The 13,504-nt window shown below is 50.6% G+C and carries 12 protein-coding genes and 1 other annotated feature; of the genes, 3 read left to right on the forward strand and 9 right to left on the reverse strand.

Annotated elements, in window-relative coordinates; translation table 11 throughout:
- Nucleotides 1-256 precede the first annotated feature (256 nt).
- The 7 genes from trpA to trpL2 all read right to left on the reverse strand — a co-directional run bounded on the left by trpA (nt 257) and on the right by trpL2 (nt 7,177).
- The gene (gene trpA / locus R4537_RS10575; protein WP_071177797.1) at nt 257-1,063 is read right to left on the reverse strand and encodes a tryptophan synthase subunit alpha; all 807 of its coding nucleotides are present in this window, start codon (nt 1,061-1,063) and stop codon (nt 257-259) included.
- On the reverse strand, nt 1,063-2,253 hold the full coding sequence (gene trpB / locus R4537_RS10580; RefSeq protein ID WP_001096413.1) for a tryptophan synthase subunit beta: 1,191 nt from the start codon (nt 2,251-2,253) through the stop codon (nt 1,063-1,065). The genes trpA and trpB overlap by 1 nt, the downstream gene beginning before the upstream one ends.
- Nucleotides 2,254-2,293: 40 nt before the next feature.
- On the reverse strand, nt 2,294-3,703 hold the full coding sequence (trpCF, locus tag R4537_RS10585) for a bifunctional indole-3-glycerol-phosphate synthase TrpC/phosphoribosylanthranilate isomerase TrpF (RefSeq protein WP_071177798.1): 1,410 nt from the start codon (nt 3,701-3,703) through the stop codon (nt 2,294-2,296).
- Between the two features lie 5 nt (nt 3,704-3,708).
- Nucleotides 3,709-4,707 (reverse strand): anthranilate phosphoribosyltransferase, encoded by a 999-nt coding sequence (gene trpD, locus R4537_RS10590; RefSeq protein WP_001193368.1) that lies wholly within the window; start codon nt 4,705-4,707, stop codon nt 3,709-3,711.
- A gap of 20 nt (nt 4,708-4,727) precedes the next feature.
- Nucleotides 4,728-5,333 (reverse strand): aminodeoxychorismate/anthranilate synthase component II, encoded by a 606-nt coding sequence (locus R4537_RS10595; RefSeq protein WP_071177799.1) that lies wholly within the window; start codon nt 5,331-5,333, stop codon nt 4,728-4,730.
- 2 nt (nt 5,334-5,335) lie between these two features.
- Nucleotides 5,336-6,907: an anthranilate synthase component 1 gene (locus tag R4537_RS10600; RefSeq protein WP_071177800.1), complete on the reverse strand. Its 1,572-nt coding sequence runs from the start codon at nt 6,905-6,907 to the stop codon at nt 5,336-5,338.
- Nucleotides 6,908-6,990: 83 nt separating this feature from the next.
- Nucleotides 6,991-7,093: a sequence feature (Trp leader region), on the reverse strand.
- Nucleotides 7,040-7,177 carry a tryptophan operon leader peptide gene (gene trpL2, locus R4537_RS10605; protein ID WP_001880954.1) on the reverse strand — a complete coding sequence of 46 codons (138 nt, stop codon included), beginning with the start codon at nt 7,175-7,177 and terminating at the stop codon, nt 7,040-7,042. Its footprint overlaps the feature before it by 54 nt.
- A 64-nt stretch (nt 7,178-7,241) precedes the next feature.
- On the opposite strand from trpL2, the gene rnm reads away from it, so the two are divergent.
- The 3 genes from rnm (at nt 7,242) to rluB (ending at nt 9,838) form a co-directional block, all read left to right on the forward strand.
- Nucleotides 7,242-8,114, forward strand: a complete 873-nt coding sequence (gene rnm, locus R4537_RS10610; RefSeq protein WP_071177801.1) for an RNase RNM — start codon at nt 7,242-7,244, stop codon at nt 8,112-8,114.
- Between the two features lie 2 nt (nt 8,115-8,116).
- Nucleotides 8,117-8,737 carry an L-threonylcarbamoyladenylate synthase gene (locus R4537_RS10615; RefSeq protein WP_000077258.1) on the forward strand — a complete coding sequence of 207 codons (621 nt, stop codon included), beginning with the start codon at nt 8,117-8,119 and terminating at the stop codon, nt 8,735-8,737.
- A gap of 132 nt (nt 8,738-8,869) precedes the next feature.
- Nucleotides 8,870-9,838, forward strand: coding sequence for a 23S rRNA pseudouridine(2605) synthase RluB (rluB, locus tag R4537_RS10620; RefSeq protein ID WP_001291237.1), 969 nt, complete (start codon nt 8,870-8,872; stop codon nt 9,836-9,838).
- A gap of 156 nt (nt 9,839-9,994) precedes the next feature.
- Here the strand turns inward: rluB and cydC are convergent, their stop codons facing one another.
- Both cydC and cydD read right to left on the reverse strand, forming a co-directional pair.
- Nucleotides 9,995-11,716, reverse strand: a complete 1,722-nt coding sequence (gene cydC / locus R4537_RS10625; protein ID WP_071177802.1) for a heme ABC transporter ATP-binding protein/permease CydC — start codon at nt 11,714-11,716, stop codon at nt 9,995-9,997.
- Nucleotides 11,709-13,496, reverse strand: coding sequence for a heme ABC transporter permease/ATP-binding protein CydD (gene cydD, locus R4537_RS10630; RefSeq protein ID WP_071177803.1), 1,788 nt, complete (start codon nt 13,494-13,496; stop codon nt 11,709-11,711). Before cydD ends, cydC begins: the two co-directional genes overlap by 8 nt.
- Nucleotides 13,497-13,504: the final 8 nt, after the last annotated feature.

Raw genomic sequence — 13,504 nt, forward strand, 5'->3', positions numbered from 1 at the left:
GGGCAAAAATTTTGCTCCTGCTTTTTACACGTATTATTTACATTTAGCAATAAGCGAATCGAGTGTTTTCTCAATAGCAGAGTAAAACGAGAGTGATTTGGCGTTTTCAATCGCAAGGAAAACGTTTGCTATTTGGTTTTGTTATGCGGATTGTTGTTTTGATTTGTATTTTGAATGGGTTCTGGGTGGGGTGTGATTGTTAATAAAATGATGCGGCGCACCAAGAGGATACGCCGCATATTAATGATGATTAAAGTTAAATTTGTGTTGCTTGCTTCATGGCGTGAGTGAGTTTTGCCAGCTCAGTCAGCTGCTTAGCTGGGTTATCCAAATGCGTTTCGATGATTTTTACCACCGCCGATCCGGAAATAGCTCCCGCTGCGCCAGCTTCGATCGCTTGTTTAACTTGAGCGGGCTCTGAAATACCAAAACCGAGCAGTGCCGGTGGCGCATCAAATTGTTGCAGACGTTCAAGCAGGGCATGCACAGGCATATTGGCTTTGGTTTCGGCCCCTGTTACCCCTGCGCGTGAAAGCAAATAAGTGTAGCCTTTACCGAGTTGAGCAACTGCTCGTAAGGTTTCATCACTGGCCGTTGGTGGCGCAATAAAGATTGGTTGAATGCCAAACTTCTCGGCGGCCGCCACAAAAGGCTGGCTTTCGTTGGTGGGTACATCGGCAATCAGCACCGAGTCCACCCCAGCTTTTTGGCAGCGTTGATAAAAATCGTCGATACCGCGTGCGTAAACCAAGTTGGCATACATCAGTAAACCAATCGGAGTCTCAGGGTTACGCGTACGGATCTGCGCGATCAGCTCAAAACAGACATCTGGCGTGGTTTTCGCCGCTAATGCACGTAAATTCGCCCCTTGAATCGTCGGACCATCGGCCAGAGGATCTGAAAACGGCATGCCAAGCTCAAGCGCATCCGCCCCTGCATCAATCAAGGTTTGCATGATGGCGAGTGACTGCTCGGGGTTTGGGTCACCAATGGTCACGAAAGGAACGAAAGCGCCTTGCTGCGCAGCGCTTAGGCGTTGAAATAGGGCTTGATAACGGTTCATTACAACGCTCCTTTGTCTTCAAGTAATTTGTGTACGGTGAAGATATCCTTATCACCTCGGCCCGAAAGGTTAACCACGAGCAACTGCTCTTTCTCTGGCTCGGCATACGCCATTTTGATTGCATGCGCGAGAGCGTGTGAAGACTCCAGAGCTGGAATAATGCCTTCGCTGCGAGCCAACGCTTGGAATGCATCAAGCGCTTCATCATCGGTAATGCTTTCGTATTCGGCGCGGCCAATCGCGTGGAGGTGAGCATGTTGTGGCCCCACCGATGGGAAATCCAGCCCTGCAGAGACAGAGTAAGACTCTTCCACTTGACCATGTTCATCTTGCATCAAGGGCGCTTTCATGCCGAAGAAAATGCCGGTTTTACCGTGTTTAAGTGGCGCGCCATGTTGGTGGGTATCTATGCCTTTACCTGCTGGCTCAATACCGATCAAACGCACCGATTCTTCTTCGATGAAATCGGCAAACATACCAATCGCGTTTGAGCCACCACCAACACAAGCGATCACTGCATCGGGCAAACGACCTTCACGCGCTAGGATTTGGTTTTTGGTTTCTTCGCCAATAATGCGTTGGAATTCACGCACTATGGTTGGGAATGGGTGCGGGCCCGCCGCCGTACCGAGCAGGTAATGCGCAGTTTCATAGCTGGCTGACCAGTCACGCAGCGCTTCGTTACAAGCATCTTTTAGCGTTGCTGAACCTGAATGAACAGGGATAACAGTGGCACCCATTAAGCGCATACGGAACACGTTTGGGCTTTGGCGCTCAACGTCTTTTGCACCCATGTACACGCGGCATTTTAGGCCAAGCAGTGCACAGGCTAATGCGGTCGCCACACCGTGTTGACCTGCGCCTGTCTCAGCGATGATTTCATGTTTGCCCATGCGCTTGGCGAGCAGGGCTTGACCCAAAACTTGGTTGGTTTTATGCGCGCCGCCGTGCAGCAGATCTTCACGCTTCAAATAGAGTTTGGTTTTGGTGCCTTTGGTGATGTTTTGCGTGAGCGTCAGCGCAGTGGGGCGACCTGCGTACTCTTGCAGTAGGCTCATAAATTCAGCGCGAAAAGCATCATCCTGCTGGGCATCAATAAAAGCTTGTTCCAGTTGATCGAGCGCGGGAACCAAAATTTGTGGCACAAACTGCCCACCGAATTCGCCAAAATAGGCGTTTAATTTAGCCATGCTTACATTCCTTTCTTATGCATGTTGCCATGCTGATAATCTAATAATTCCGTAACTGTTGGAAAACCTGTTGCAACTGGTTGGCGTCTTTTCTACCCGGAGCGCTTTCCACGCCAGAGTTGAAATCGAGTCCGCGGCAGCCAAGTTGCGCCGCTTGGGCGACATTCTCGGCGCTCAAGCCGCCGGCGAGCATCAGGTCGCTATGTTTTGGCAGCAAACGCCAATCAAAACTGTGTCCTGTGCCACCACTCTGTTCGCCGATTTTGGCATCGAGCAGATGCCTATCGATGTGCTCTGGCAGTAGCTCAGGTAAAGCATCACTCACGCCATACGCTTTCCAAATTTCAATCGATTCTGGAAGGGAAGCGCGCAGTTCACGCACATACGCAGAATTTTCATCACCGTGCAGTTGCACCGCAAATAAGCCCAATTGGGTCGCGATATCGGCGACTTGCGCGGTTGGGTGATTTTGAAACACGCCGACATACTGTAGCGGTGCGCCGCTCATGGTCAGGCGCGCTTGTTCTACATCGACAAAGCGTTTGGATTTCTCAACAAAAATCAATCCACCAAAAACGGAACCGGCTTGGTAGGCTTTCACCGCATCATCAGCATGAGTCAAACCGCACACCTTGTGTTCGCCGAGCACAATTTTTCGCACCGCCAGTTCAAGATTGCTTTGCGCCATCAGCGAGCTACCAATCAAGAAACCATTGGCAAATTGAGCCAAATCACGCACCTGCTGATGAGTGTAAATGCCGGATTCGGAAATAATGATGGTGCCTTGTGGAATGAGCGGCGCCAACTGCTTGGTGCGATTCAGGTCGGTGGTCAAATCACGCAGATTGCGGTTATTGATGCCGATGACTTTCGCTTGCAGAGCAATCGCGCGCTCTAGTTCTTGCTCATTGCTGACTTCGGTGAGCACGCCCATACCAAGGTCGTGCGCCACAGCGGCCAGTTCACGATATTGATCATCGTTGAGCACCGATAGCATCAGCAAAATCGCATCCGCTTGATAATGACGCGCCAGATAAACCTGATACGGGTCGACCATAAAATCTTTGCACAATACAGGCTGAGTCACTTGAGCGCGCACTTGCGGCAAAAACTCAAAACGACCTTGGAAATATTTCTCGTCAGTCAGTACCGAAATGGCACTGGCGTACTCGCCATACACAGAGGCGATGTAATCGAGATCAAACGCTTCGCGGATCAGCCCTTTTGAAGGTGAGGCTTTTTTGCATTCGAGAATGAATACGGTGTTATCGCCGCTCAAGGCTTGATAGAAATCGCGCTCTGAGCGAGTCAGTAATGGGTGAAAGCTCGCAAGTGGTTGCTTGGCTTTGCGCTCCTCAATCCATTGGTATTTATCGTTGACGATTTTGACCAGCACTTGCGCCATTTGCGCGGTTTGTACGGAAATATGCTCAGACAACTGCTCGGACATTCTGCTTAACCTCGTTGTGCTAACTGCTGAACCAATCCATAGGCTTGGCCCGATTTCATCACGGCGATCGCTTGTTGGGTGTTGGCTTTCAGATCTTCTTGACCAAATAGACGCAGAAGAAGTGCAACGTTGACTGCCACTGCCGCCATTTGTGCTGCTGTACCATTGCCCGTTAGGATCTGGGTGATGATGGCGCGATTCTCTTCCGGCTCTCCACCACGGATCGCATCCAGTGGGTAACGGCTAACACCAAAATCTTCCGGAGTGAGCGTGTACTCAATCAATTCGCCTTGGCGAATTTCTGCTACTTGCGTTTCGCCATGAATCGCGACTTCATCAAGACCTGAACCATGCACCACCGCTGCGCGTTTCAGACCCATTTGTAACATGGTTTGCGCAATAGGACGAACCAAATCCTTGCTGTAGACGCCCATCAATTCAATATTGGGACGGGCAGGGTTAATCAGGGGGCCTAAGATGTTGAAAATGGTGCGAGTTTTCATGGTTTGACGCACCGGCATCGCATGGCGCACACCGCTGTGATACTGAGGGGCAAACAAGAAAGCGACACCGAGATCATCCAAGGCTTGACGCGAATCTTGCGCGCTCATGGCAAGGTTGATCCCAAATGAGCTGAGCAGATCGGAAGAGCCGGATTTGCTCGATACCCCACGGTTGCCGTGTTTGGCGACTTTCACGCCACACGCTGCGGCGACAAATGCGGCGGTGGTTGAGATGTTGATGGTGTTTGAGCCATCGCCACCGGTACCGACGATATCGGCAAAGTCGTAATCAGGACGCGGAAATGGATTGGCGTTGGCGAGCAGGGCTTTAGCCGCACCCGCGATTTCATCTGGCGTTTCGCCTTTGATTTTCAGCGCAGTCAGTACCGCAGCCATCAATACAGGATCCATTTCACCGCGAATAATTTGGTCGAAAAGCTGTTGGCTCTCGGCTTGCGTAAGCCCTTGCTGTTCATAGAGTTTATTAATAATGGTTTGCATAACATTCTCTCCCTGTGCGGTTACGCGAATTGAGTCTGTGCTGGCGTTGCAGACAATGCCCAATCAATGGCATTGGCCAGCAAGGTAGCGCCGTGGGTGGTCATGATCGATTCTGGGTGAAATTGAAAGCCGCAGACTTTGTCAGTTTCATTAACCACCGACATTACCAAGCCATTCACTTCTGCCGTCACGGTCAGTGTTGCCGGTACTTGCGTTGCGACCAGTGAGTGGTAACGTGCAATCGCCAGTGGAGAAGGGAGGCCGCGATAAATCGCGTGGTTTTGGTGCTCCATCATCGACACTTTACCGTGGATGATTTCACCCGCGCCAGCAACCACACCGCCGTAGGCTTCGACGATGGCTTGATGCCCTAAGCAGATACCAATCATCGGTACCTTGCCTTTCAGGCGTTGCAGCAGCTCTGGCATACAGCCCGCTTCAGACGGTGCACCTGGCCCGGGGGATAACACAACCACAGGATTATCCAGTTGCTGCAGCGCTTGCTCGATAGCATCCGCAGAAAGGTTGTTGCGATAAATCGTTACCCCATGGCCGAGTGAGCGAAACTGATCCACTAAGTTGTAAGTGAAGGAGTCAAAGTTATCGATAAACAGAATATTGGCCATGATCATTCCTTACCTTGATGAGCATATAAAATGGCGGAGATTACCGCTTGCGCTTTGCCGCGCGTTTCATCGGCTTCGGCTTGTGGGTCGGAGTCGTAAACGACACCCGCGCCGGCTTGAACTTGGGCGATACCGTTTTCCACATAAGCAGAGCGGATCACGATACAGGTATCCAAATCGCCTTCACCCGTGAGATAACCCACCGCGCCGCCGTAGCTGCCGCGACGCGCTTGTTCCACATCGCGGATTAACTGCATCGCGCGAATTTTCGGTGCGCCAGTTAGCGTGCCCATATTCATGCAAGCTTGATATGCGTGCAGCGCATCCAGATCTTCACGTAACTGACCTACCACGCGCGACACCAAGTGCATCACATGGCTGTAGCGATCTACTTGCAGCAAGTCAGCGACATGGCGAGTACCGGCTTGGCTAATGCGCGCGACATCGTTGCGTGCTAAGTCAACCAGCATCATGTGCTCGGCGTTCTCTTTTTTATCGGTGCGCAGTTCAAGCTCAATGCGGCTATCGAGGTCAAAATCGATGCTGCCATCGGCGCGCTTACCGCGGCGGCGAGTCCCTGCAATCGGGTAGATTTCCACTTGGTTGGTGTGCATTTCATACTTGAGCGCGCTTTCGGGGGATGCGCCAAACAGGGTAAAGCGTTCATCTTGCATATAGAACATGTAAGGGCTTGGATTACTCTGTTTCAGCCGTTGATAAGCCGCGAGCGGTGAAGGGCAAGGTAGGCAAAAACGGCGCGAAGGCACAACTTGGAAGACATCGCCTTTGACCACGTACTGCTTGAGGTCACGCACGATATCGCAAAACGCTGCATCGCTAATATTGGTGGTCACTTCCACATCAGATAAAGATTGCGCACTCGGCAAAGGCAATTTTTGATTCACTTGCGCACGAATTTCACGCATCCGGCTTTTGAGTTGGCTGTGCAGCGCATCGCCCGGTTGGAATTGGGTGGCTTGCAGTTGGCAAGTTTCACGCTGATGATCAATCACCATCAGAGTTTCTGCTACATAAAACACGTAATCAGGGCATTGATTGTCGGCTGGTGCTTCACCCAGCGGCTCAAAGTTAGCCACTAAATCGTAGGCAAATAAGCCACCTAAAAACAGCGCAAATTTACCGTGGTCAGTGAGATCAAAACTGTGCTGCACTAAACGTAGCGCATCGAAAGAAGACGCTTCGCGCAAGCGCGAGTCTTCATCCAACGTATCACAGGGGGTAGAGAAGGTTAGGGTAAGTTTCGCTTTCTCTATTTTGCATGGAATCCGATCTGTGAGGTTGCCATGAATGATGTTAAGCAAGGCTTGGCCGTTTGCACTGAGCGCATGATAGGTCACTTGATGGCCTTCACACACAATGCGCACGGCCGCATCCACTAACAGAAGGCTTTTCAGATTTTGCTTGGAATCGATTTCTGCAGATTCCAGCAGTAAACAGTCGCTGCGCCCAGCGCAAAGAGCATGAAATAAAGCCGTAGGATCTTGCGTATAAGGCAGTTCACTGTGTAGCACCTCAAGCGGCGCGGTTTTTTTTATGTTGATGGCCTTATTCATAAGACCTCCTTAACCATGATTCGATTGTGCACTGATCACCGCGATGAGAAAGTAGTTAAACAGCAGTGATAGGTGGAAAAACCAATAAAAAGCCCGCTCAAGTTGGCGGGCTAGGTGTGTGAGTATCTAAACTTAGAAATACACGTGAGCCCACCAAGAACTTGTCCAAGTGCGCCACCAAGCCAGTTCAGCATCCGCTGGACTGAAATTGGGTTTATGGTTTGGGTTAAATTCTTGTAACATAGTGAGCCCTAACAGAGAGTCTTGCATTTGCGTACTAGTTAACTAGTGCAGCGATAAAAAGTCAAGCCTAAAAATCAGGCAAATAAAAAATATGAGAATTGACCTGCATAGTCATACTACCGCTTCTGATGGACGGTTTACCTATCAACAATTGATCGATCGCGCCGTCAGCTTTGAGATTGATGTTTTGGCGATCACAGACCACGATACCGTGGCTGCGTTGGCGGATGCTCGTGCTTACATTGCACTGCAGCAATATCCGCTACAATTAGTGAACGGCATTGAGATTTCAACGGTTTGGCAAAATAAAGACATTCATATTGTCGGTTTAAACATCGACCCAAATAGTGAGGCATTGGGCCAGCTGATTGCGCGGCAGCAGCAGCATCGAGTTGAGCGTGCTGAACTGATAGCCCATCGTTTACAAAAAGCGACGCGTGAGGGAGTGTTACAAGAGGTTCAACATATTGCCGATGGTGCGCCGATCACGCGTGCCCATTTTGCAAAATGGTTGGTGGATAATGGTTATGCAACCAACATGCAGCAAGTATTTAAGAAATACCTCACTCGTGATAATCCGGGTTATGTACCGCCTAACTGGTGTTCAATGAGTGAAGCGGTGAGCGCGATTCACGCCGCTGGTGGACAAGCCGTATTAGCGCATCCGGGACGATATGACTTGACGGCGAAATGGCTTAAGCGCTTAATGACCGCGTTTGTTGAAGCGGGTGGCGATGCCATGGAAGTCGCCCAACCGCAGCAATCACCACAGGAAAAACGAACCTTGGGTGATTACGCAATGGAATACCAACTACTCGCCTCCCAAGGCAGTGACTTTCACTATCCTTCTCCTTGGATGGAGTTGGGCCGAAATCTTTGGTTACCTGCCGGAGTAGAACCTGTATGGAAAGATTGGGGCTTATCCCCAAGCAATAGAGTCGAGAGACTCGATGAAGAGGAATAACCATGAGCCAGTTTTTTTATGTTCATCCTGAGAACCCTCAAACCCGCCTAATCAACCAAGCGGTCGCGATTATTCGCAATGGTGGGGTAGTGGTTTACCCAACCGATTCTGGTTACGCACTGGGCTGCCAGCTTGAAAATAAGCACGGCATGGAACGCATTTGTCAAATTCGTCGCCTCGATGACAAGCACAACTTTACGCTATTGTGCCGTGATTTGTCTGAGATTGCTCTGTACGCGCGTGTGGATAACACCGCGTTTCGCTTATTGAAAAACAATACTCCAGGACCTTACACCTTTATTTTCAAAGGAACCAAAGAGGTTCCCCGTCGTCTGATGAATGAGAAACGAAAGACGATTGGGATTCGAGTTCCGAATAATAAAATTGCTTTGGATCTGCTTGAAGCGCTCGGTGAACCGCTGATGTCGACCTCGCTGATTTTACCGGGCAACGATTTTACTGAGTCTGATCCAGAGGAAATTCGCGATCGATTAGAGCACGCGGTGGATGTGATCCTCAATGGTGGCTATTTAGGTCAGCAACCCACCACAGTAATTGATTTTAGCGACGATGAAGTGGTAGTGGCGCGTGTCGGAGCCGGTGATCCGACCCCGTTTCAGTAGTTGAATGAGGTGGCCGCGAATCGCTGACAAAACGGATGCTTTTATCCGCAAAATTTGCGATACTACGCGGCCGCGATTTTAACATCGCAACCCGTCATTCGACGTCTGAGAAGACGACACATAGGTAGATAAATGAGCGAAAAGTTACAAAAAGTTTTAGCACGTGCTGGTCATGGTTCTCGTCGTGAGCTTGAAGCTCTGATCCGAGCTGGGCGTGTAAGTGTTAATGGCAAGGTAGCTATACTGGGTGAACGCCTAGAAGAGGATAACGCTGTCGTGCGCATCGATGGGCACGTTGTGTCTGTAAAAGCGCAAGAAGAGGTGATCTGCCGAGTTCTGGCTTACTACAAACCAGAAGGCGAGCTGTGTACCCGTCATGATCCAGAAGGTCGTCGTACGGTATTTGACCGTCTGCCGAAAATTCGTGGTTCACGCTGGATTTCTGTTGGCCGTTTGGATGCCAACACGTCAGGTTTACTGCTGTTTACCACCGATGGTGAATTGGCTAACCGTCTGATGCACCCAAGCCGTCAGGTTGAGCGTGAATATCTAGTTCGCGTATTTGGTGATGTGACGGAAGATAAAGTTCGTAATCTAGTGCGTGGTGTACAGCTAGAAGATGGTATGGCACGTTTTGAAGATGTAATGTACGCTGGTGGCGAAGGCATCAACCATACTTTCTACGTGGTAATCAATGAAGGCCGTAACCGTGAAGTGCGTCGTCTGTGGGAATCACAAGGTACGACAGTAAGCCGTCTGAAGCGTGTTCGTTACGGTGACATTTTCCTCGACAAAAAACTGCCTCGCGGCGGTTGGATGGAACTCGATCTCAAGCAAGTGAACTATCTGCGTGAGCTAGTGGAATTGCGTCCTGAGAAAGAAACGGTGCTGAATATGGCGCCTGATGCCGCAACGCGTAAGCGTGAGCGCACTCGTAGCCAAAAAATTCGTCGTGCGGTTCGTCGTCATGAAGAGCGTATTTCTACACCGGCAGGCCGCAGTGGCAAAGCGCCAGCGCGTCGCAAACCCGGTAGTGGCGAGTCGAGCACACGCAATAAAGTGGCTAACCAGCAACAAAGCTCGCGTAAGCCGCGCGGATAAGAACGCGCCGTCTAGTATCCTCTAGATAATCTAGCCTATAAAAAAGCCAGTCACAGTGACTGGCTTTTTGCTGTTTATTGTTTGACGCTGTTTATTGTCTGAGATTGTGCTCTGCGCTGCATGCTTACGCCCCTCAGCGAAGAGAGGCGGGAAGCGTTACAGCTTTTGTGTCAGCTTGTGATAACGACCGTGCTGGGCGAGGAGAGTATGGTGATGACCATATTCGACCAACTGGCCCTGTTCAATCAGCGCAATCGCATCCATCTGTTCAAGGTTGACCAGACGATGAGTGATAAACAGCACGGTTTTGTGACCGAAATGACCATGCAACAGTTGCATGATGTGCTGCTCGGTTTGCTTGTCCAACCCTTCGGTCGGTTCATCAAGCAGTAAGATTGGAGCGTTATGCAGTAGTACTCGCGCAATGCCGATCCTACGTTTTTCTCCACCGGATAACTGACGGCCACCTTCGCCAAGCCAAGTATTGAGCGCGGCATCTTGTAGCAATTTATCTAGACCGACTTGTTGCAGAATATCACTGAGCACTTCATCGGTTGCGTCCGGTTTCGCCAGTTTCAGGTTATCGCGCAGCGTGCCATTGAGAATATCCACCCGTTGACTGACCACGCTGATGGCGGCACGAAGATCGCTCTCGCGCCATTCTCGAATGTCTGTTCCACCAATCGTGATCTGACCCTGCTGTACATCCCAATAACGGCAAAGGAGTTGAATTAAGGTCGATTTTCCTGAGCCGGTTTGGCCGACAATCGCCACTTTCTGACCTTGAGCGAGAGTCAAAGTAAAGTCATCAATGGCCTTGGGTTTATTCGCTTGGTAAGCAAAGTGGACGCCGTTGAATTCAATGTTGTATTGGCCATTATGCGCGGTTGGTTGCGCGGTAAATTCGACCTCAGGTTTGGCTAGAATGATCTCATTTAAGCGGCGAGCCGAGGTGAGAGTCTGCCCCAAATGCTGGAATGCGCCGGCAATAGGCATCAATAACTCGACGCTGGCCATGGTTGCAAAAGCCACCAGTGCAATCAGCGGATCCGGAGTTTGCCCACCCACGCCATCGGCGGCCAGCCAGATCATCAGTACCAGTGTCCAACCATTGGCAAGTAACAGTAACGATTGAGCCAGTCCTGAGACTTGTGCGTTAACGTATTGGTTACGAAGCAGTTTGTCTTGCGCCGTCAAGATTGCCTGACGATAGGTTTGTTCTGCGCCGAAAATGGTTAGTTCACTGTAACCTTGTAACCAATCTAGCGTGCGAACGCGCAATTCCGCTTTATTCTGCGTTAAGTGTTGACCATTCTTTTTCCCCAAGCGGTAAAAAAGCGTGGGCCACACTAGCAGAACCAGTAGCAAGATAGCGCCTAAGGTCATGCCAAGCTGCAGATCAAACCAAGCAATCAGTGTGGTGAGAGCCCCAATACCCAGCACGCCGACCGTGACTGGATTGATTAAACGTAAATAGACATGGTCCATGGCATCCACATCGGCCACGATGCGGTTGAGCATATCGGCATCGCGCACCGCGCTCAGACGTCCCGGGATAAGCGGTGTCAGTTTCTCAAAGAAAAACACTCGCAAATCAGTAAGCAGTTTGAAGGTGGCGTTGTGAGTAACGACACGCTCGCCCCAACGACCCGCGGTGCGCCCCATGGCAAAACCGCGCACAAAGGCGCCGGGCAGCATGTAGTTAAAGGTTTCTCGGGCAATACTGAGTCCGGCCACTGCGGCCGCAGACAAAAACCAGCCGGATAACGTCAGCAGTCCAATCGAAGCGAGAACGGTCAGCAGCGCCAGCAGCATGCCAAGGGTAAGACCGAACCAGTGTTTTTTATACAGTTTTAGGTAAGGCAGCAGGTCACGCATCGAGATCCCCTTTGTTGGCAGCTTGTAGCGCTTGGTTAGCGGCTAACATAGTGGCAAATAAACCAGATTGCTGGCTTAAGTCTTCAAAATGTCCTGCTTGTACCAGCAAGCCATTTTCCATCACCAAGATCTGCTCGACCGATTGCAGCGGTTGCAACTGGTGAGTGACAAATAACGCAGTGCGTTGCTGAATGCTTTCGGTCAGTCCACGCATCACATATTGCTCACTGCGCGCATCTAAGCTTGCCGTGGGTTCATCGAGTAACCAAAAGCGGCCATTTTGCAAAATAGCGCGAGCGAGGGCGATGCGTTGGGCTTGACCCACGGAAAGCCCCGCAGAGCGATCACTGATCGGGTAATCCAAACCCTGCTGCTCAACAAACTCTTGGGCATAAGCTGCTTGCAGAGCCTGTGTGACTTGCTCATCGGCGATATTGTGTTTGCCTAGCGTCACGTTGTCGCGAATGGTGCCGTGCAGCAGCAGAGGATTTTGCCCAACCCAACTGATGGTTTGTCGCCACTGCGGATGATCTAACTCGCGCAGTTCAATGCCGTTAATGGTTAAGCTGCCTTGGTAGGGCATAAAGCCCAAAATGGTATTGATTAAGCTGGTTTTGCCTGCGCCACTTGGCCCGACGAGAGCGGTAGTTTTGCCGCTTTGCAACGTAAATGAGAGCGGGCCTGCTAAGCGTTTGCCTTGTGGGCTAAGAACGACCAGATCATTGGCGATAATTTCAATATCGTCATTATCGGTGAGATGACGCTCGCCACTGTGTAAGGTATCCACTTCGGTTTGCAGAAAATCGACGATCGATTCGGCTGCGCCCACCGCGAGTTGTTTCGCGTGGTAATAGGTTCCGAGATCGCGCAGCGGCTGATAAAACTCCGGAGCAAGGATTAACACAAATAACCCAGCAAACAGAGTGACACTCGCGCCGTAATAACCGAAGTTGAGTTCACCAATGTAGCTAAAGCCAAAGTACACGGCGGTCAGTGCAATGGAGATTGAGGTGAAAAACTCTAATACTGCAGAAGAGAGAAACGCGATCCGCAGTACATCCATAGTGCGATGGCGAAACACTTCTGAAGCGCCGCGCATGTGCTCGGTTTCTGCTGTGGTGCGATCGAATAGACGAATGGTGGTCAGGGCTTGCAAGCGATCATAAAAATGCCCGGATAAACGCTGCAGAGCTTTAAAGTTTTTCCGGCTGGCATCGGCGGCTTTAATGCCGATTAACGCCATAAAGAGTGGCACCAATGGCGCCGTGATCAAAAAAATCAGTCCTGCCGCCCAGTTCACTGGGAAGACGACCGCAAGGATCACAAACGGTACCAAAACCGAAAGAGACATCTGAGGGAGATAGCGAGCAAAGAAGTCGTGCATGTTTTCGACTTGCTCAAGCATTAAGGCTGCCCATGAGCCGGCCGGTTTGCCTTTGATATAGGCTGGCCCTAAGTCGCGTAACTTGTCTAGGATTAGCTGTCGAATATAACGGCGGATCTCTTCTCCACAACGAAAGCCAGCGATTTCGCGTCCCCAAGAGCAGAGCGCACGCACGGCAATGAGTGCAGCCAAGCCAAAGAAGTGTGGAATGAGCAGATGTTTATCGACCTGTTCAATAATCAGCTGATGCAGAATTGATGCAAGGAGTGCGGCTTGCGCCACCAGAAATAGGCTTGATAACACACCCAACCCAACAGCTATTGCGAGCCAGCGCTTAGCCAGTTTGCTTTGCTGCTTGAGCCAGAGATTCAAGCTACGCTGTTTTTTCTTGTCCATTTTGAAAA

The sequence above is a fragment of the Vibrio paracholerae genome (assembly GCF_037672085.1).
GTDB lineage: Bacteria > Pseudomonadota > Gammaproteobacteria > Enterobacterales > Vibrionaceae > Vibrio > Vibrio cholerae.